This is a genomic window from Arthrobacter sp. AZCC_0090, from assembly GCF_014207375.1.
Taxonomy (GTDB): Bacteria; Actinomycetota; Actinomycetes; order Actinomycetales; family Micrococcaceae; genus Arthrobacter.
Genome location: NZ_JACHEE010000013.1, coordinates 66,734 through 86,015, shown reverse-complemented (window position 1 = coordinate 86,015; position 19,282 = coordinate 66,734). Strand labels below are relative to the sequence as shown.

19 protein-coding genes, 1 tRNA gene and 1 pseudogene are annotated in these 19,282 nt (G+C 63.9%); 16 read left to right on the top strand and 5 right to left on the bottom strand.

Going from position 1 to position 19,282, the window contains the following annotated elements:
• Position 1: 1 nt before the first annotated feature.
• Positions 2 to 484 (bottom strand): FHA domain-containing protein, encoded by a 483-nt coding sequence (locus HNP00_RS18825; RefSeq protein WP_184741314.1) that lies wholly within the window; start codon positions 482 to 484, stop codon positions 2 to 4.
• 5 nt (positions 485 to 489) lie between these two features.
• The gene (locus HNP00_RS18820; protein WP_184741249.1) at positions 490 to 1,233 is read right to left on the bottom strand and encodes a DUF3662 and FHA domain-containing protein; all 744 of its coding nucleotides are present in this window, start codon (positions 1,231 to 1,233) and stop codon (positions 490 to 492) included.
• 375 nt (positions 1,234 to 1,608) lie between these two features.
• Here HNP00_RS18820 and HNP00_RS18815 point away from each other — a divergent pair.
• A tRNA-Leu gene (locus HNP00_RS18815) sits at positions 1,609 to 1,691 on the top strand.
• Positions 1,692 to 1,876: 185 nt separating this feature from the next.
• Here HNP00_RS18815 and HNP00_RS18810 read toward each other — a convergent pair.
• Positions 1,877 to 2,551, bottom strand: a complete 675-nt coding sequence (locus tag HNP00_RS18810; protein ID WP_184741248.1) for a TetR/AcrR family transcriptional regulator — start codon at positions 2,549 to 2,551, stop codon at positions 1,877 to 1,879.
• Positions 2,552 to 2,690: 139 nt separating this feature from the next.
• Between HNP00_RS18810 and HNP00_RS18805 the strand changes: the two genes are divergently transcribed.
• The 7 genes and pseudogenes from HNP00_RS18805 (at position 2,691) to HNP00_RS23500 (ending at position 10,538) form a co-directional block, all read left to right on the top strand.
• Positions 2,691 to 4,082, top strand: coding sequence for an NAD(P)/FAD-dependent oxidoreductase (locus HNP00_RS18805; RefSeq protein ID WP_184741247.1), 1,392 nt, complete (start codon positions 2,691 to 2,693; stop codon positions 4,080 to 4,082).
• 165 nt (positions 4,083 to 4,247) lie between these two features.
• Positions 4,248 to 5,006 carry a LamB/YcsF family protein gene (locus tag HNP00_RS18800; protein ID WP_184741246.1) on the top strand — a complete coding sequence of 253 codons (759 nt, stop codon included), beginning with the start codon at positions 4,248 to 4,250 and terminating at the stop codon, positions 5,004 to 5,006.
• On the top strand, positions 5,003 to 6,640 hold the full coding sequence (locus HNP00_RS18795; RefSeq protein ID WP_184741245.1) for a 5-oxoprolinase/urea amidolyase family protein: 1,638 nt from the start codon (positions 5,003 to 5,005) through the stop codon (positions 6,638 to 6,640). The genes HNP00_RS18800 and HNP00_RS18795 overlap by 4 nt, the downstream gene beginning before the upstream one ends.
• On the top strand, positions 6,637 to 8,376 hold the full coding sequence (locus HNP00_RS18790) for a biotin carboxylase N-terminal domain-containing protein (RefSeq protein ID WP_184741244.1): 1,740 nt from the start codon (positions 6,637 to 6,639) through the stop codon (positions 8,374 to 8,376). Before HNP00_RS18795 ends, HNP00_RS18790 begins: the two co-directional genes overlap by 4 nt.
• A gap of 136 nt (positions 8,377 to 8,512) precedes the next feature.
• Positions 8,513 to 9,199 carry a GntR family transcriptional regulator gene (locus HNP00_RS18785; protein WP_184741243.1) on the top strand — a complete coding sequence of 229 codons (687 nt, stop codon included), beginning with the start codon at positions 8,513 to 8,515 and terminating at the stop codon, positions 9,197 to 9,199.
• Between the two features lie 327 nt (positions 9,200 to 9,526).
• Positions 9,527 to 9,958 (top strand): annotated as a pseudogene (locus HNP00_RS23505) (transposase); the annotation flags it as partial.
• Between the two features lie 334 nt (positions 9,959 to 10,292).
• Positions 10,293 to 10,538: a transposase gene (locus HNP00_RS23500; RefSeq protein ID WP_311770619.1), complete on the top strand. Its 246-nt coding sequence runs from the start codon at positions 10,293 to 10,295 to the stop codon at positions 10,536 to 10,538.
• Positions 10,539 to 10,960: 422 nt separating this feature from the next.
• On the opposite strand, the gene HNP00_RS18775 is transcribed toward HNP00_RS23500, so the two are convergent.
• Positions 10,961 to 11,602 carry a hypothetical protein gene (locus HNP00_RS18775; RefSeq protein ID WP_184741242.1) on the bottom strand — a complete coding sequence of 214 codons (642 nt, stop codon included), beginning with the start codon at positions 11,600 to 11,602 and terminating at the stop codon, positions 10,961 to 10,963.
• Between the two features lie 306 nt (positions 11,603 to 11,908).
• Here HNP00_RS18775 and HNP00_RS18770 point away from each other — a divergent pair, with 306 nt between their 5' ends.
• The gene (locus tag HNP00_RS18770; protein ID WP_184741241.1) at positions 11,909 to 13,423 is read left to right on the top strand and encodes a hypothetical protein; all 1,515 of its coding nucleotides are present in this window, start codon (positions 11,909 to 11,911) and stop codon (positions 13,421 to 13,423) included.
• Positions 13,420 to 13,956 carry an NUDIX hydrolase gene (locus tag HNP00_RS18765; protein ID WP_184741240.1) on the top strand — a complete coding sequence of 179 codons (537 nt, stop codon included), beginning with the start codon at positions 13,420 to 13,422 and terminating at the stop codon, positions 13,954 to 13,956. Before HNP00_RS18770 ends, HNP00_RS18765 begins: the two co-directional genes overlap by 4 nt.
• Before the next feature lie 163 nt (positions 13,957 to 14,119).
• Here the strand turns inward: HNP00_RS18765 and HNP00_RS18760 are convergent, their stop codons facing one another.
• On the bottom strand, positions 14,120 to 14,569 hold the full coding sequence (locus HNP00_RS18760) for a DUF5997 family protein (protein ID WP_184741239.1): 450 nt from the start codon (positions 14,567 to 14,569) through the stop codon (positions 14,120 to 14,122).
• Positions 14,570 to 14,737: 168 nt separating this feature from the next.
• Here HNP00_RS18760 and HNP00_RS18755 point away from each other — a divergent pair, with 168 nt between their 5' ends.
• Genes HNP00_RS18755 through HNP00_RS18730 form a run of 6 tightly spaced genes read left to right on the top strand, consistent with a single transcriptional unit; the run spans position 14,738 to position 19,282 of the window.
• Positions 14,738 to 15,148: a molybdopterin-binding protein gene (locus HNP00_RS18755; RefSeq protein ID WP_184741238.1), complete on the top strand. Its 411-nt coding sequence runs from the start codon at positions 14,738 to 14,740 to the stop codon at positions 15,146 to 15,148.
• Positions 15,145 to 15,975 carry a molybdate ABC transporter substrate-binding protein gene (modA, locus tag HNP00_RS18750; RefSeq protein WP_184741237.1) on the top strand — a complete coding sequence of 277 codons (831 nt, stop codon included), beginning with the start codon at positions 15,145 to 15,147 and terminating at the stop codon, positions 15,973 to 15,975. Before HNP00_RS18755 ends, modA begins: the two co-directional genes overlap by 4 nt.
• 6 nt (positions 15,976 to 15,981) lie before the next feature.
• Positions 15,982 to 16,785, top strand: a complete 804-nt coding sequence (locus HNP00_RS18745) for an ABC transporter permease (RefSeq protein ID WP_184741236.1) — start codon at positions 15,982 to 15,984, stop codon at positions 16,783 to 16,785.
• Entirely contained in the window at positions 16,782 to 17,864 is a 1,083-nt protein-coding gene (locus HNP00_RS18740; RefSeq protein WP_184741235.1) for a sulfate/molybdate ABC transporter ATP-binding protein, read from the top strand. The genes HNP00_RS18745 and HNP00_RS18740 overlap by 4 nt, the downstream gene beginning before the upstream one ends.
• 47 nt (positions 17,865 to 17,911) lie before the next feature.
• On the top strand, positions 17,912 to 18,658 hold the full coding sequence (locus HNP00_RS18735; RefSeq protein ID WP_395893837.1) for a LysR family transcriptional regulator substrate-binding protein: 747 nt from the start codon (positions 17,912 to 17,914) through the stop codon (positions 18,656 to 18,658).
• A 3-nt stretch (positions 18,659 to 18,661) separates the two neighbouring features.
• Positions 18,662 to 19,282: a LacI family DNA-binding transcriptional regulator gene (locus HNP00_RS18730; RefSeq protein ID WP_184741234.1), complete on the top strand. Its 621-nt coding sequence runs from the start codon at positions 18,662 to 18,664 to the stop codon at positions 19,280 to 19,282.

The following is a 19,282-nucleotide window of genomic DNA, read 5'->3' as shown; positions in this document are numbered from 1 at the left end:
GCTACGCCCTCAATTCGATGACCGTCTTGCCGATCCTCACGGGGACGCCAAGCTCCACCGGCAGGGCGCGGGTCAACTGTTGGTCGGCAAGGTAGGTGCCGTTGGTGGAGCCGAGGTCTTCGATGAACCATCGGCTGCCCTGGGGGAACAGACGCGCATGCCGGCCCGAGGCGTAGTCATCCTCAAGGACCAGCGTGGCTTCTTGCGCGCGGCCCAGCAGGATGGGGCTCGCAGCCAAAGGAACCGTGGTCCCCTTGAGGGGACCCTCGACGACGACGAGCTGACGCGCCTGCTGCTTCACGGGCTGGGGCGGCGCTGGAGCGAGCTCCGGATGCTTCCGTACTTCGCGCGCCGTCGGCGTTCCCATGGCAGCTTTGCGGCCGATCACGAGATCTCGACGCATCGTCGAAACGATGCTGAAGATCAACACCCACAGCAGCAGGAGGAAGCCGAAACGGAGTGCGGTGATGGTCAGTTCGCTGATGTCGCTCACGGGCGCCCACCAGAAGGCAGGGAAAGAAGTCTGAAAATGATCTTGGTCCGTCCCATGGTGATGGTGGATCCGTCCGTAAGTTCCACACTACCGTCCACTTTGTGGCCGTTGACATAACTTCCGTTGGTGGAACCGAGGTCCACAGCGCGGACAACCCCGGCCGCCGTCTGGATTTCGAGGTGCTTGCGCGAAACACCGGTATCGTCCACCAGGATGTCGGCCTCGGAGGACCTGCCCAGCACGACGGAAGGAGCGTTAAGGGAATAGCGCTGTCCACCAATGTCCAGGACAGGCTGGAGCCGTGTGGGTTCGCGACTCGGGGCTGCAGGGACATTGGGTCTCGGAGCAGCAGGCGCCGCGGAGCCGTTGGACTTTTCAGTGCTGGAGGTGATTTCGAAGTGGCCCTCGCGCTGGACTTCGTCGTGGCGGAAGGAAATCCGAACCGGTCCCTGAAGGACGTAGCCTTGGCTGCGCACGTGCTGTATCACGACGTCGCACAATTCTTCGGCCAGGGGAGTTCCCCATTCTTGGGCGCGACCGAAGTCTTCATTGCTCAAGAGGACCTCGAAGACGTTGGGAGCCAAGGTCCGGCCGGCGGCGATCGTGATGGACTTATTGTCCAGTTCACGGCGAAGTCTGCTGGCTATCTCCACTGGCTCCACACGCGCACGCGACCCGGTGGAGAAGACGCCCCGGACGGCCTTTTCGATGCCGCGTTCAACTCTGTCAAGCAAACCCAAGGTCCTTCTCCTTCCGTTTCGTTGCGCTGCAGTATGAGTGGTCAGGACGAATCCCTGCAGGCGCTCCATGCAGTTGCCGGAGCGCACGCGAAGAGGCTGTCCACAATCCAGATACTACTGGGCAAGACTGTGAATGGCCTTATTCCACAACGCCCGGAAGACCAGAAAAGTTCGCTTGCGCTCCCTGTTTCGGTTCACTTGCCGCATGATTTCTGCATCCTGCGCGGATCCAACAATCCGCGGATCTGGGAGGTTCTTACGGCCCCATCCTTGGTCGATTGGTGTTTTCAAGTGATTGTCCGTTATGCTTGATCTCGCTGCTTTCGCAGGGGTGAGGCCGGGGAAACCTGGTGTGTCCCGGGCGAAAGAAGTTGCGCGCGAGTGGCGGAACGGCAGACGCGCTGGCTTCAGGTGCCAGTATCCGAAAGGGTGTGGGGGTTCAAATCCCCCCTCGCGCACGCAATTTAAAGGAACCCCGGTCTTTGGATCGGGGTTCCTTAGTTTAACCCGACAACTGCGGAGCCCGTGCCCTCCTGGCCCTGATTGCCGCGCTCCGGCGTCGAAATGATGCGGCTCGCCGCGTCGCAAGCGCTTTCTGAATTCAAAAGGGGTCAGGACGGCGCGGCCCGTCGACTATAGGGCGCTAATCCCGCAGCGCCCCGAGCCCGGCGATCAGGGCATCCAAGCCCATGCTGAACGCGAGGTCCGAAGGGTAGTTGTTCCGCTCGGGACCCAGGCTCCGGACCGCCGAGGTGAAATGCGGAGTAGAGTCGGCCAGCTTGCCAGAATCGAAAATGTCCGCCGGAGCGTTCGCGTCGAAAGCGGCTCCGAAAATGTAGGCCTCAAGGGCCACGATGCACGGGATGATTTGCTGCTCAGGGAACCCTGCGCGCAGGAACCCCTCGGTGACGGCCTCGTACATGGCGAGGGTCTGTGGGGCGTCCGTCACCGGAAGGACCGCGATCACCGAGATCAAGGGGGTGTGCCTTGCGAAAATACCGCGGTAGGAATAGGCCCACTGCCGGACGGCGTCCTCCCAGGGCAGCGTGCTGAATCCGCCGAAGTCCACCTTGGACATCAGATCCTCTTCCACTAGCTTGAGGACGTCGTCTTTCGAGGACACGTGGTTGTAGAGGGCCGACGGCGCCACGCCCAGGGATCGGGCGAGTGCGGCCATGGTGAGGCCGTCGTAGCCCTTCTTGATGACCAGTTCGAGCGCCGCGGCAGTAATTCCGTCCTGGCCCAGGACCGCCGCCATTGGCCGGCCCGCCCTGCGGCGCGCTTTGGTCTCGCCGGGAGCGGGGGTGGGTGCAGGCATCGCTGACCTTTCTGGAGGCTTGTCACCAGCATTATTCCACTGGGGTCTTCACAGCCGCGGCCAATCCAGCTACAGTTGGGATAAATGAACGGCATTCATTTATTGGTCAGCCAACGGGGACGGCCACAGAAAGGACATCATGTTGAATCTTGATCGCGACGTCGTAATTGTCGGTGCCGGTCCGTCGGGGTTGACGGCCGCACGCGAACTGAAGAAGGCCGGACTCAGCGTTGCGGTGCTTGAAGCCCGTGACCGCGTCGGTGGCCGCACCTGGACCGACACCATTGACGGGGCCATGCTGGAAATCGGTGGACAATGGGTGTCCCCGGACCAGACCGCGCTCATGGGGCTCTTGGACGAGCTGGGCCTGAAGATGTACTCCCGCTATCGCGACGGCGAATCGGTGTACTTGGCACCGGACGGAAGCCGCACCCGCTACACCGGGGCTTCCTTCCCGGTCAGCGAGACCACCGCAGCCGAAATGGACAAGCTCACCGCCATCCTGGACAGCCTTGCCGCCGAGATTGGCGCCGAAGAACCCTGGGCCCACCCGAAGGCGCGCGAATTGGACACCATCTCCTTCCACCACTGGCTGCGCCAGAACTCGACGGACGAGGAAGCCTGCAACAACATCGGCCTCTTCATCGCCGGCGGAATGCTCACCAAGCCGGCACACGCTTTCTCGGCACTGCAGGCAGTGCTGATGGCGGCTTCGGCAGGTTCCTTCTCCAACCTCACAGACGAAGACTTCATCCTGGACAAGCGTGTTATCGGCGGCATGCAGCAGGTTTCCCTGCTGATCGCCGCAGAGTTGGGCGACGACGTCGTACTTAACAGCCCGGTCCGCACCATCAATTGGGAGCCGGCCGGTGAAGGCCACCGCGTCACCGTTGAGTCCGAGCGCGCAACCGTCAATGCACGGTTCGTCATCATGGCCGTCCCGCCGAACCTGTACTCCCGCGTGTCCTTCAACCCGCCGCTCCCTCGCCGCCAGCACCAGATGCACCAGCACCAGTCCCTCGGCTTGGTCATCAAGGTCCACGCCGTCTACAGCACGCCGTTCTGGCGTGAAGACGGGCTGTCCGGCACGGGTTTCGGCGCCGACGCCCTGGTCCAGGAGGTCTACGACAACACCAACCACGGAGACACTCGTGGCACCCTGGTGGGCTTCATCTCGGACGAAAAGGCAGACGCCGTCTTCGAACTGAGCGCAGAAGACCGCAAGAAGGCCGTCCTTGAGTCGATCGCGGGCTTCCTTGGCGAGAAGGCCCTGGACGCCGAGGTCTACTACGAATCCGATTGGGGTTCCGAGGAATGGACCCGAGGAGCCTACGCGTCTAGTTACGACCTTGGCGGCTTGCACCGCTACGGCAAGGACCAGCACGCCAACGTCGGACCTATCTACTGGTCCTCCTCCGATCTGGCTGCGGAAGGCTACCAGCACGTGGACGGCGCAGTCCGGATGGGCCAGGCAACCGCCGCCCGGATCGTCAACGCCAACAACCTCGTCGCCGCGGTTCCGGTCGCTTAGGAAGCGTTACTAAATCCACCCGTGAGATCTCGGCCCTTTCGCACTCCGAAAGGGCCGAGATCTCACGCACCGAATCCCAACCCCCGACTTCCCCTTCAAGATTGTTGAACAATCTTGGCGTTTCAGGCATGATAGTGAGGTATTCAACCTGAGACGGGGATCACAATGCCTTATATCGACCTCAACAGCGACGTCGGAGAATCCTTCGGCAACTGGACCATGGGCAACGACGCCCCAGTCTTCCGCTACGTGTCGAGCGCCAACGTGGCTTGCGGATTCCACGCCGGGGACCCCAGCACCATCGCCAGCACGTGCCGTGAAGCAGTCGCTGCCGGAGTGACGATCGGTGCGCACGTAGGCTACCGGGACCTCGCAGGCTTTGGCCGACGCTTCCTGGACTGCTCCGCCACGGAACTGGCCGACGACGTTCTCTACCAACTCGGCGCGCTTCAGGCCCTGGCAGGTGCTGCCGGTGCCGAGGTCAAGTACGTCAAACCGCACGGTGCCCTTTACAACACGATCGTCCACCACGAGGTCCACGCCCAGGCAGTAGCCGACGCCGTCCATGCCTTTAGTCCCGGACTCCCACTCCTTCTCCTGCCGGGTTCGGTAGCCCTCGCCAAAGCCGAAGCCAAGGGCCTCCGAGCCGTCGCCGAAGCCTTCGCTGACCGCGCCTACAACCCGGACGGCACCTTGGTATCCCGCCGCGAAGAGGGCGCCGTTCTGCACGATCACGCTGCCATCACGGAGAACATGGTCCGCCTGGCAACAGAGGGCAAAATCGTGGCCCGCGACGGTTCCGTGCTGGACGTCCACGCCGAAAGCATCTGCGTCCACGGAGACACTCCCGGCGCGGTCGCCATGGCAGCCGCCGTCCGCTCCGGGCTCGAAGCCGCTGGAGTCACCGTGCGGAGCTTCGCGTGAGCGTCACGGGAATACGCTGGTCTGGTCCGCGCGCCCTGCTGGTTGAACTCTCCGACCTCGCTTCCGTGCTGGCGTTCCATTCCCGGCTGCTCGCCGAGCCGCTTCCGGGCCAGCTCGACGCGATCGCCGCGGCAGCGACAGTACTACTCAAGTTCGGCACGCACGCCGAGGCACTTGCTGCGCGCACCGCCGTCGGGCATGTTGACATGAGCGCGGTGCCGCAAGACAGTTCCCGCGAGGTCACCATTGAGGTGGTGTACGACGGCGAGGACCTCGCCGAGGTGGGCATGCTCACCGGGCTGGGGGAGGAAGGGGTCGTGGCCGCCCACACTGGACAGCTCTGGACGGCCGCGTTTGGCGGATTCGCGCCGGGCTTCACCTATCTGCTCGGCGAGAACCACAGCCTCGACGTTCCTCGTCGAACCTCACCCCGCACCTCCGTTCCGGCCGGGTCCGTGGCGCTCGGCGGCACGTTCTCCGCGGTTTACCCGCGGCAGTCCCCGGGCGGCTGGCAGTTGATTGGACGCACGACGGCGGTCCTCTGGGACCTCGAGCGGGAGTTGCCGGCGCTCGTCCGTCCGGGAGATAGGGTCCGATATGTGGCGGTCCGGGAGGCGGTTGAGGTGACGCCCTCGCCACGGGTGGTTGCCGATGAAGTCACCGGTCCCGCCTTGGTGGTTGGCTCACCTGGCCTGCAATCCCTGATCCAGGACCTCGGCCGCCCCGGTCTGGGGGACTTGGGAGTGTCCGCCGCGGGTGCCGCGGACCAGCAATCGGCCCGACAGGCCAACCGTTTGGTAGGCAACGAACCCGGTGCCGCCGTGATCGAAAACGTGCTGGGCGGACTCTCCGTCCAGGCCGACGGCGATCAGGTCCTCGCAATCGTCGGAGCCGTTGCGCCGCTTGAAATCCTCGACGCCTCGGGCGTTTCAGTACGCCGGGCCGCCATGTGCGCGCCGTTCGCCCTGCTGGATGGCGAAACCCTCAGCCTGGGCGCAGCTACCCGAGGAGCCCGCAGCTACCTTGCCGTCCGGGGCGGGCTCGACGTGCAGCCGGTTCTTGGCAGCCGCTCGAGCGACGCGATGTCCGGGATTGGTCCCGCGCCGTTGTCGGTCGGGACTCGCCTCCCAGTTGGAAGAGCGCCGCTGTTCCAGATGGTCGGCACCCCGGAGGAATCCACTCTGCGGCTCAGAGCGGGCGCGGCGGAACTCCGCGTCACCTTGGGCCCGCGGGACGACTGGTTTGACGCTGGAGCCCTCAAAGCGCTCACGGAGCAGGGCTGGATCACCACCGAGCAGTCCAACAGGATCGGTGTCAGGCTTATGCCCGGCAGCCCAGGCCGGCGCCTCGAACGAAACTGTGCTCCCGGGCGCGGCGTTGACGAGCTCCCCAGCGAAGGCGCCGTTGCCGGCGCACTCCAAGTGCCGCCCAGCGGCCATCCCGTCCTCTTCCTGGCCGACCACCCAGTGACCGGCGGATATCCGGTGATTGCCGTCGTCGTACCCGAAGACCTACCGACGGCGGCGCAGCTGCCGCCCGGTCACAGCGTGCGGTTCACGATCGTGGACCCCGCAACCCTCGAACCACTTGAAGGTGCCGTTGCTGGCGCTGTATCCGAAGGAACCCAGCCATGAAAAAGGTCCTGATCGCCAACCGCGGCGAAATCGCCGTGCGGATTGCGCGTGCCTGCTCCGACGAGGGCTTGCAGTCTGTTGCCGTGTATTCGGATCCCGACGCCGATGCCCTCCACGTACGGTTTGCCGACGAGGCCTACGCGCTGGGAGGGTCCGCCGGCGCCGAGACCTATCTGGACATTGCAAAGCTGATCGATGTCGCACGCCGCGCCGGGGCGGACGCCGTGCATCCCGGATATGGCTTCCTGTCCGAGAACGCTGATTTTGCACAGGCCGTGATCGACGCGGGACTCACATGGATCGGCCCTGCGCCGCAGTCGATCCGGGAGCTAGGCAATAAGGTGACGGCCCGCGAGATCGCCGTCCGCGCCGGGGCTCCACTGGTTCCCGGCAGCGATGGGCCCGTAGCCAACGCGGCGGAGGTCCTTGCTTTTGCCTTGGAATACGGCATGCCCGTGGCGATTAAGGCTGCTTTTGGCGGGGGTGGGCGCGGGCTCAAGATTGCGCGACGCCTGGAAGACATCGAGGACGCCTTCGAATCGGCAGTGCGCGAATCCAAGGTGGCGTTCGGACGCGACGAATGCTTCGTGGAGCGCTTCCTGGACCAGCCAAGGCACGTCGAAGCCCAGGTCCTCGCCGATATGCACGGCAACGTTGTGGTCCTCGGAACCCGCGACTGCTCCCTGCAGCGCCGAAACCAGAAGCTCGTGGAAGAGGCCCCCGCACCCTTCCTGAGCCCTGAACAGCGCACGCTCATCCACGAGTCGGCCAAGGCCATTTGCCGCGAGGCCGGATACTACGGTGCCGGAACCGTCGAATACCTCGTGGCCGTGGATGGCACCATCTCTTTCCTGGAGGTCAACACGCGCCTGCAGGTTGAGCATCCCGTTACCGAGGAAACCTCCGGGGTGGACCTGGTCCGCGAACAATTCCGGATCGCCGCGGGCGGCACCCTCACCTTGACCGAGGACCCCGAACCGACAGGGCACGCCTTCGAGTTCCGCCTCAACGCCGAGGATCCAGCCCGCGGCTTCCTGCCCGGCCCCGGCACTGTAGACGTGTTCGAAGCACCCACCGGACCGGGCATCCGGGTGGACTCCGGGGTTCGCTCCGGCTCGGTGGTTCCCGGAGAGTACGATTCCCTTCTGGCGAAGCTGATTGTCCGTGGCGAAAACCGGCAGCAGGCCTTACGCCGTGCCAAGGCTGCCCTGGACGAGATGCAGATCAAGGGTTTGCCCACCGTGCTGCCGTTCCACCGGGCCGTGGTCCGGCACGAGGCCTTCGCCTCGGAGGACAAGCTCGGTGTTTACACCACGTGGATTGAGACCGAGTTCGCCGAAGCGCTGGCCGCGTCGCCGGAGATCACCCGTGTGGCACCCGGTTTCGAACGCAGCACGTTCACGGTGGAGTTGGACGGCAAGGCAGTGCAGCTTGGACTTCCCGTCCGTTTGTTTGAAGCGCTGATGAGCGGCGGTGGCGGTGGTGGTTCCGCGGCTTCGGCTGCGGCTCCCGTGGTGGCCGACGACGCCGGGCTGGCCTCCCCGATGTCCGGCTCGCTGGTGAAATGGCTGGTCGAGGACGGGGTGGCCGTGGAAGCTGGCCAACCAGTGGCGGTGTTGGAGGCCATGAAGATGGAAACTACTGTCCCAGCCCACCGTTCCGGCACCGTGGCACGTGGTCCGCAAGAGCCAGGGGCCGCCGTCGGGCGCGGAGAGGTGCTGGCGAGCATCGGCTGAGGCGTTCGCGCGCACATTCTGCTGGATCATCAGCGGCGGAACCGGCTTTTGCCGCGGATTTCCGGGCCTTGTCCGAGGCTTGGACGGAATGATCCAGCAGAATGTGTCGAGGTGATGGTTCGGTAGATTTGGAGGCATGCCCATGAACGCTGCGCTTCAAGGAATCGCCGACGCCGGCCACGCCACCCATGCCCATACTGGAGCGTGGGTTGCCGCCCAGCTTCGCCAGCGCATTTCGGACGGTTTGTTGCCGCCCGGCACGAAACTTTCCGAGCAAGCCCTGTCCGAGGCCCTCGGAGTTTCCCGGAACACCCTGCGGGAGGCTTTCACCGTGCTTGCCGGTGAATCAGTGGTCCAGCGCATCCCTAACCGCGGGGTGTTCGTTGCTGCCCCCGGAGCCGACGACGTCCGGGAAATCTACCGGGTGCGTCGCCTCATCGAGCCGGCCGCCGTCCTATGGGGCGATGTCCCGGCTGGAGCCCTTGACGCCATGGACGTCATCATCGACAAAGCCCGGGCTGCCCTCGCCGAGGGATCAGTTGCTGGGATGGCGGACGCCAACCAGGAGCTCCACAAGGCCCTGGTGTCGTTGTCCGGAAGTGCTTCCCTGGACGCATTGATGGAGAAAGTGCTGGCCGAGATGCGATTGGTATTCCACGCCATGGCAACCACGCCCGACTTCCACGGCCATTATGTGGAACGCAATGCCGCCTTGGTTGCCCAGATCCGTAACGGTCAGCGCGAAGAGGCCGCGACCGAGTTGCGCCGTTACCTGGACGGTGCGGAGCACGAGCTCCTGGTGCACATCGGAGCTATTCCCTAAGGCTTCCGTGAGCTCGCCCCCGGCGAGGCGAGCGTCATCAGCTGACAAGACGATATGAGGGAGAGAGGGGCTTCCCTTGGGCGGCCCCTGGTCCTCCTGAAGTCCATTCTCGCCCCGGCGGATCCGGACCGCCGCGTGTGTCCGCGTTGTTCCGGTTGGCAGGGCAAGGGGCGTTCCGGATCCTTTAACCGGGGCGGTGATGGCCTCTACCAGAAGGACCAGGTGGTGCAGGCCGGGGGCTGGAACCTTCTCTTCAATATGACGTGGGTTGTCCCCAGACTTAATCCATTGGGGCAGAGCCACATTTGAAGTTTGGAGGTTCCAGCTATGCACGAGCGTACTCACGTGGGCCTGGATGTCCATGCCCTGACAGTCATCGCCTGCGCGATCGACAGCACGACGGGTGAGATATTCCGGGCCCGGCTGACACCGGCCCATGGTGAGATTCTGGCCGGGATCCAGGCACTGCCAGGCCCGTCGAAAGTGGTCTACGAGGCCGGACCCACCGGGTTCCCGCTGGCCAGGGTGCCGCGGGACGCCGGCATCGATTGTCTGGTCGCGGCCCCGTCCAGGCTCCAGCGACCGTCCGGTGACCGGGTCAAAACGGACCGCAACGATGCTCTGCATTTGGCCCGGCTGCTGAAACTGGACCAGATCACCGAAGTCATCGTCCCGGATCCCGGCCAGGAAGCGGCCCGGGACCTGGTCCGCGCCAGGGAAGACACCCTCGGGGACCTGATGAGGGCCCGGCACCGGGTCTCCAAACCCCTGCTGCGCCAAGGCATCCATTACACCGGCGGGCACACCTGGACCCAAGCCCACATGACTTGGCTGTGCCGCCAGCATTTCGATTCCCCGGCCCCCCAGTTGACTTACGACCTCGCCCTGGAGGCAGTCACCGAGACCCTGGACCGCCGCGACCGCCGCGACAAAGCCATCACGAAAATCGCCTACGACAGCCAATACACCCCCGTCGTCAGGGCACTCGGGTGCCTGCGCGGGATTTCCACGCTCACCGCGTTCGGCCTGGCCGTGGGAGATCGGGGACTGGAATCGCTTCACCGGCCGCACCATCGGCGCCTACCTGGGGCTGGTGCCCACCGAGAATTCCTCAGGCCAGCACCGGTCCCAGGGCGGCATCACCAAGACCGGCAACACCCACGCCCGCAGGCTCCTGATCGAGGCAGCCTGGCACCACCGCAGAGCGTACACGCACCCTTCCGTGTTGATGCGCTCCCGCTGGGAAGCAGCAACCCCCGCAGCCCGGACCCGCGGACAGGCCGGCAACCGTCGCACGAGCGGTGGTTGGTCTACTTGGAACACCGGAAACGGCCCGTGATCGCCAACGTCGCCGTCGCACGGGAACTGGCAGGCTGGTGCTGGTCGCTTGCCAGCGAAGCACAGAAAAGCGGCGATCACCAGCGGTCCTGAAACGTCCGGGACGCCTGCGCGCAGGTAGGCACACGGCAGCGCGTGGAGTGAACTCGCGTCGCGACTATGAGTAACCCGAAAAGGCCACGCTCGACACTAGACAAGCGATCCGCCCCAGCCGAACACCTCGTCCTGCGGTAACCAACCCGCGCATATTAGTCTGACAAAACCACGTCGCCAACGACACGCTGACCACCCCCACCAGACGCCCCGGACCATCCAAGATGCGACCACGGACCAACCCGCCCACGGCACACATCAGAAAAGTGGTCCGCGGCTTTCAAGCCCGGGACCACTTCCCCCTGTCCTCTTGACAGAATCCACTACATGTTAGTCGCTTGTTAGCTGCGGGGCGGAAACGCCAGCAGCTGCTTCCGCCTCGGCCATCGCAACGTCCAACCGCTCGACGGCGCGGGGATAGTCCGTCCCGGCGGTCATGCGGCAGAGTTGGGCTTCTTGGATTGCACGGACCAAGGCGGCGGTTTGGGGAACGTTGACGTCGCTCATGCCGGGGAAGTCGATGCCCTTGGCGGGGTCCAGTTCATACCGTTGCCAACGAGCCAAAAGAGCGTCGTGACGTGCGGATGCTTCAGAATAGCCTGGGCGGTTTTCGGGCTTGCTCTGGCGCTTCTGCTCCATTTTCCGGCCGACGGTGAAGGCACCAGCAGCGGCCCCCATGCCGAGGAAGAGCATCAAGAGCCCGACGGCGGGCGAGGCCAGGGCGGGGATGACGACTGCCGGGACAACCACCACAAGTCCGGCGAAGATGTTCCAAAAGACGGAGTCGGGCTCTTTGATGAGGTCCAGATCCCGGTGGGAACGCGGCCCCTGCAAGGTGACCTGTCCGTCGTGCACTCCTTGCGCCACGCTCTTGCGGACGGCATGGACCGTCAAGGCCACGGCGCACATGAGCAGAATTGCCCACAGTCCGATCTCCCAGACCGTCAGCTGGACTCCAGTTGTGGCGGGCAATCGGACCACCTCCAAGCGAACGCGCACCGCTTTCAAATTCAGTATGCGCCGAGGAAAGCTTGGAGGCGAGAGCCTGATTTGAGCACCAACGCAAGGAAGGCGGATCATCCCGGCTGGGACGATGGTGGTCTGTTCTTGAAGAGATCCGGCTGGCTCGCGTGGTAGCCTTCGGCATTATGTCAAGTGCTTGGATGGGCACCACCAGGCGGGCGACTTCGCCCTTTTAATCGGGCTTCGCGAGACATTTTGTTCTCATTCAAGTCCGACCCAGGGCATTCCGGGCGACGTTGAACTAGGAGTGTTGCGGTGGCTGAGCTGATCTATCTCGAATCCATGGATTCGGTCCGTGCGACATGGTCGTCTGGAGACGACGTCAAGGCCGCTGCCTACGCGCAAGCCTTCGTTGAGTCCCTACTAAATTTGGCCATGGGGCGGAACATCGTTGTGCAACGTTCGTTCGCCTTCGATTCCCTCGCTTTCCAGAGAGTCTTGAGCGATCTCGTGGAGGCATACGAATCGTTTGATAAATCGGCACTCATCGATGCGAATCGCTCGGCCCCAGTCTTGCTGCATCTCAACGGGGCGCCTTCATTCCGACATGCAGTAGCTGAAACCGTTTGGCGCATATCTGGCGCCCGTGGAGGCGCCTCAGATTCATCTCGCGTGACTGCTCCGTTCCAGAGCTCTATGTATCCCGATCTTCACGATCAGCCTGGACTTAGTGCCGTTGCGAGCAGAATCGAGACGGGAAGGCCTGAACTCTTTCAGGCTCTGCTCGATCCGGAAAGAGCGCTCCTCTTTGAACGTCTCTGGAAATGGTTCGGTTCTGCAAAGGCGGCTGGTTCACCAATTGAGACGCACAAAATTGTCGACGCAAGAGCGACTGCGGCGCAAGGCATCAAAGATATGGTTGAACCGTTTCTGAACCACTCTGCTTGGCTGTCGGCGGACCTGAAGGTGTCTGGAATAGCGGATCTTGATTTGGTTGGGGGGATAGTCGAGTCACTTCGGACGCTAAGGGACCATGCGGGCACCGCGGCGGAGGATCCCTTTACCTACCGAAGCCGCCTTTATGGCAATCAGCATTGGTTTGAATCCGGAGCGACAGCGGAACAGCTCATTGGCATTGGCCGCCTGTTCTCGGTGCGGGAGCTGATAAACACGATGTACAACATGGTGTGCAAGGACTCAATCGGCATTGTTGACGCTTCATTCACTACGGAAATGGTTGACCCGGCCCGTTTGGAAGATCAGTTCACGGCGCAGGCCCTCGCTGGCCTCGCCTATGACAAGGTGACGGGAGGCGGACTTTGGCGTCATGCGGTAGGCGTCGGAGCGCCCCAAGTGGACGTGCAAATCGAGGCCACATCGGAGAAGACCCGTACTGCCGTCGTCGACGTCATCGGGAGGACCCAGCGTCAGGCTGCTTTCAGAAGGGTTCTCGAGATGCGAGATGAGCCTACGTGGCAGACGTCCCTCCTCCAGCTCAACCGGGCTCGCGTCGCGAAAGACTCTCGTGCTTTCGAACGGGCTCTGCAGAGGCACAGGGACGTTGTTGCGCTCGGTCTCTCGGAAATCTGTGAGGTCGACACAAGAGGAGGCAGGCTCCAAGCCATGGTTAAGGGGATCCCAGCCGCCGGCGCAATTTACGATGTCTGGGGATCGATACACGATGGGCACAAATATAACGCCACTGAACTAGCGAGCAGCCTGGGCACGGGAATGCCGGGCGTCATGAGCACTTTCAATGCACACCGCAATCAGCGGGTTCTCAAGAGGTCACTAGGAGAGATCGTAACCGCGAGGGGGCAGGTGCAGTGAGTCATGAGATTAGGCGTGTGGAAGAGCGGAAAGTATACGCAAACAGGTTCTTCACTTTGTACGACGACGATGTCCGGTTCCCTGACGGAAGCAACGGGCGCTACACGAGGCTAGCCGCCACGGAACCGGGGTCTGGAGTCGTCCTGGCGCCCATCTACGACGGAAAAATCGGTATAGTCCGCGTCTTTCGATATGCGCTCGATGCGTTGGTTTGGGAGCTTCCCCGTGGTTTTTCGCATGGTGAGAGCATTGAGGATACTGCTCTCAACGAGCTCCGGGAAGAGCTAGGAGTCAAGGAAGCCAAGACCGAGATCTTGGGTTTTATGTACCCCGACTCCGGAGTTCAGACAGCCAGAGTAGCGGTTGTCGCGGCTTGGATAGCAGACGCGGGATCAGGTTCGGAAGACACTGTGGAGGTCGAGTCCACAATGTGGGTCGAACCTCGCGAATTCGAGCGGATGATCCGTTGTGGCGAAATCGAAGACGGTTTCTCTCTTGCCGCTTATGCGCTACTGAGGCTTCGAGAGACTTAGGAAAACCAGCGGAACTCAGCGGGCAAGAACCGATGGCCGTTCCCGTAGTAGGTGCCGCTTCGGCAAATTCGAGCAAACGCGGGAAGCCGGTCACGGGGACTTGGGTGCTCTGCCTTCCGGCTGAAAGCCGGTGGAGGCCTTCCTGTCGAAATCCGGGTGGAGCCTAAGCGTGGTCCCGCTTGGATGCCTTGGGTGCGTCCCGCTTGGCCGAGGCGTTCGTCTTCGCTTCCTTGGTGGCTTCCTTCTTGGCAGCTTCATCCTTAATGCGCTTCGCCTCGGAGCGGACGGCCGCGTGGGTGGCTCGCTCGACGACGAGCCACTGCGGCGGTGCCGCCAGCAGTTCGGTGATTTCCGCCGTCGTCAGGGGTTCGGTGATGCCGCCGCGCGCGAGGCCGCTGATGGAGACGTTCAGCTTCTGGGCAACCACGGGACGCGGGTGCGGACCCGTCCGGCGGAGTTCGGCGAGCCACTCCGGTGCGTTGGCCTGGAGCTCGGCGAAATCGGCGCGGGTGATTTCCGAATCCTGGAACTCCTGGGGTGTTGCGGGCAGGTAGATGCCAAGTTTCTTGGCAACGGTGGCCGGCTTCATGGACTGGGAGTTTGCAGAGGTCATGGTTCAAGGGTATCCGCCACCGCAGGGAAGTGGCACAGCGGCTGACCGGATCGTCCGGGCGATGCTTCGCGCGCTCGGCGGCGGAAGGGGCGGCTAAGCACGGGTCACATATGGTTTTGCGGTCAATAGTTCTCATCAAAAGCTCATATGAGGTTCTAGGATGAATTCATGCCGCATATACGAGTTTCCGAGGCCGCCCGTTTCCTCGGAGTGAGCGACGATACCGTCCGCCGTTGGATTGATCACGGCGCCCTTACTGGAACGAAGGACGAGTCCGGCCGCCTGGTGGTGGACGGACTCGAGCTTGCCCATCTGGCCCGTGAGCAGGCAGCGCTGCCCGAGGACCCCAGCAAAGTGGGCCGCTCTGCGCGCAACCGTTTTGTAGGCCTGGTTACCGGCATTACCACTGACAAGGTGATGGCCCAGGTAGAGCTGCAATGCGGCCCCTTCCGGGTGGTTTCCCTCATGAGCAGCGAGGCTGTCCGGGAACTTGGCCTTGAGCTGGGATCCGTTGCCACGGCCGTCGTCAAGGCCACCACCGTCATTGTTGAAACAGCGCAGGGGAAGAGCATTACGTGAAGATCGCACGCAGGAACGTTGGTATCTTGTTGGCAGCGGGGAGCTTGATTGCCGGACTCGCGGGCTGTGCAGGCTCGCCCGGCGCCGGGAGCAGCAGCGCCGGCAGCAGCAGCGCGGGAAGCGCGGGTTCCGCGAGCACCTCGCCCCAACTCTCCGGCACCGTCACGGTTTATGCCGCCGCTTCCCTCAAGGCAACATTCACCAAGCTTGCTTCCGAGTTCGAAGCCAAGAATCCCGCCACCAAAGTGGTCCTCAGCTTTGCGGGGTCCTCGGACTTGGTCACTCAGATCACCCAGGGAGCCCCGGCGGATGTCTTCGCTTCCGCCGACACGAAAAACATGGGCAAGCTCTCCGATGCTTCCCTCGTGGACGGCAAGGCAACGAACTTTGCGACGAACGTCCTGACCATCGCCGTCCCGCCGGCCAACCCGGCGTCGATCTCTTCTTTTGCTGACCTCGCCAAGCCCGGCGTGAAGGTGGTTGTCTGCGCGAGCCAAGTGCCGTGCGGGGCTTCCGCCCAGAGCGTGGAAAAGGCCACCGGCACCACCCTGAAACCCGTGAGCGAAGAGTCCTCGGTGACCGATGTCCTGGGCAAAGTCAGCTCGGGCGAGGCCGACGCCGGCCTGGTCTACGTCACCGACGTCAAGGGCGCTGGAGACAAGGTCAAGGGCGTTCCGTTCCCCGAGTCCAGCAACGCCTTCAACACCTACCCGATCGCCACCGTCACCACCAGCAAGCACAAGGACCTTGCTGCGGCCTTCATCAGCCTGGTCACTGGCAGCGAGGGCAAGAAAGTCCTGGCTGACGCAGGCTTTGGCGTACCGTAGGCGTTGATGAACTACAGCGGGATACCGCGTTGGGTCTATGGCCTTGCGGCAGTGGGCGGCTTGTTCGTCCTGCTGCCCTTGGCTGCCATGGTCGCCAAAATCAATTGGGCCCAATTCATCCCGTTGGTAACCTCCGAGTCCTCGCTCACGGCGCTGGGGCTCAGCATTCGCACCTCCGCCGCGAGCACTGCCCTTTGCGTCGTCTTCGGCATTCCCTTGGCTCTGGTCCTTGCCCGACGGCCGTTCCGCGGGCAGCGACTCCTTCGCGCCTTCGTCCTCCTGCCCTTGGTGTTGCCGCCGGTGGTGGGCGGCATTGCGCTGCTCTATACCTTTGGGCGCCAGGGGCTTCTGGGCAAGAGCCTTGAACTCGCGGGGATCCAGATCGCCTTTTCGACGACGGCAGTGGTCCTGGCGCAGACCTTCGTCGGTTTGCCCTTCCTGGTGGTCAGCCTCGAAGGCGCCCTGCGGACGGCCGGCAACCGCTACGAAGCCGTTGCCGCGACGCTCGGCGCCCGTCCCACCACCATCCTCCGGCGCGTGACCGTGCCCATGGTCCTCCCCGGGCTCGCCTCCGGAGCGGTGCTGTCCTTTGCCCGCAGCCTGGGGGAATTCGGGGCCACGCTCACTTTTGCGGGCAGCCTGCAGGGCGTCACCCGGACTTTGCCGTTGGAAATCTACCTTCAGCGGGAGACAGACGCCGATGCCGCCGTCGCTCTTTCGCTGGTGCTGGTGGCGGTGGCGGTGATCGTCGTCGGGCTCTCCTACCGGCGTCCGCACCGTGCGGATATTCCGGCGGAGGCGGCCGCATGAGTTTCCACATCGACGCCACCGTCCGTGCCCGCAACCTGGACGTGTCATTGAGCCTTGGACCGGCGGAAACCGTGGCGATCCTCGGGCCCAATGGGGCAGGAAAATCAACGCTGCTGTCCGTCGCCGCAGGGCTTTTGAGGCCCGACGCCGGCTCTGCCCGCCTAGGGGAGCGGGTCCTGTTCAACCTCGACGGCGGTAGCCGGGTTTGGACCCCGCCGCACCTTCGCGGTACGGCCCTGCTGGCCCAGGAGCCGTTGCTTTTCCCGCACCTGAGCGTCTTGGACAACGTGGCCTTCGGCCCGCGCAGCGCAGGTGCTTCCCGGGCGCAATCACGCGAAACGGCACGGCACTGGCTTGCCGAAGTGGACGTCGCGCAGTTGGCCGAACGGAAGCCTGGCCAGTTGTCTGGAGGGCAAGCGCAGCGCGTTGCCGTGGCCCGCGCGCTGGCGGCAAGCCCCGAGTTGCTGCTCCTCGACGAACCGATGTCCGCCCTGGACATCCATGCCGCTCCACATTTGCGCAGGCTCCTCAAGAGGGTTCTGTCCGGACATCGCGCCCTGATCATCACCCATGACGTCCTGGATGCCCTCATGCTCGCGGACCGGGTGATTGTCATGGAAAAGGGCACGATTGTGGAGGAAGGCGCCACCCGGGAGGTGTTCCGGCGGCCCCGCAGCCAATTCGCCGCGGGACTGGCCGGGTTGAATCTCCTCGCGGGCACGGTCACGGAGGATGGACTGAGGACGTTCGCCACTGCGGGCGGCGCCAGCCTTGCGGGCGGCGCGAGCCTGCATGTCGCGGGACATCTCGACGACGAAGCCGAACCGGGCCAGCCCGGCGTCGCCGCCTTCCCGCCGTCGGCCGTTTCCGTCTTCCTGGACGCCGCGCACGGCAGCCCACGCAACTCATTCCCGGTTGCGATCACGGATCTCGAACCGCACGGTGACCACATCCGCGTCCGCGCCGGCGACCTCGCAGCGGACATCACACCGGCTGCGTCCGCGGAGCTGGGATTGGAACCGGGGTCGCGCGTCTACTTTGTGGTCAAGGCCACGGCAGTCCAGGTGTACGCGGCGTAGCTTGGGCTGGCGCTGCGTTGCCGGATGGTGCGCGGTACTGTGAACTGGTGCCTGACGATGAAGAATCCCTGCCCGCCTCCGGGACCCCCGATGCCGAAACCAGCGGTCCCCGGGAGTTGCGCTTCGCTTACGTGGCCGGCGTAACGCCCGGGAAATGGATCCGGCGCTGGGAAGAGCGGATGCCCGATGTCCCGTTGCACTCGTTCATGTCCGACGACGATGCGCAACTTGCGGTCTTGCGCGACGGTTCCGCGGACCTTAGCTTTGTGCGCTTACCGGTGGACCGCGATGGACTCCACGTTATCCCCCTCTACGAAGAGCAACCCGTGGTGGTTGCTCCGAAAGGGCACGAAATTTCCGTCTTCGAAGAGGTGGCATTGGTGGATCTCGCGGAGGAGAACTTCCTGGATGTCGCCGAGATGGGTGGGCCGGAGATGGCCATGCAGGTGGTGGCCTCCGGTGCCGGTCTGGTGATCCTGCCGATGTCCGTGGCTCGGCATTTCAACGTCAAGGACACGGTGGCGCGTCGCCTGACTGGGGCGGAAGGGACGCAGATCGCCTTGGCGTGGCCGAGCGATTCCACCAGTGAGGTCATTGAGGAGTTCATCGGAATTGTCCGCGGCCGCACGGCCCAGAGCTCCCGGCAGCCCTCGGCGCAGCAGGAGAAACCCAAGAAGGCCCCCAAGCCGGACAGGCGCGGCACCGGCGCCAAGAAGCCGGCGGTGGCACAGCGCTATGCTCCGAACCCTGACAAGGGACGCGGCAAGGGCTCCCGCAAGAAAGGAAAGCGCTAGGCTATGGGACTTGGAGCGAAGCCGACCATCCGGGACGTCGCCAAGAGCGCTGGCGTCTCCCTCACCACTGTGTCTTATGTCCTGTCCGGGCGCCACGGCGGCACCACCCGCATCAGCGAGTCAACACAAGCGCGCGTGCAGGCGGCTGCCAAGGAGCTGGGTTACGTGCCTAACCAGGCAGCCCGCGGAATGCGCCGTGGCAAGACAGATCTGGTTGCGATTGCCATCGGTGATCTCGAATGGCCCTGGGACCGTGCTTTGGCCACAGCTGCAGCACGCATCTTGCCCGAGCACGGCTACCAGCCGGTGATCCTCATCGGCGAAGGATGGCGTCGGTTCATGCTCTCCGGCGGTGCCGACGGGGCCATCATTGGCGCCCTTCCGCCTGGCACGCTTCTCGATCTCACGGTGGGCGAACTCGCCCGGCGGGGAGTGGCCCAGGTCATCATTTCGGACACCATGCAGCCTGCCGGGTTCGATGTCCTGGCACCTGGATCCGCCAGTGGGACCCCGGAACCGGAAGCCCTCGAAGGTGCCATCACCCTCCTTCTGGACCGGCTCGCCGGACGCACTATTGGCGCGGGAACCACCAAGGCCGCGCCGTGGGAGTTCAAGGCTCCGTAG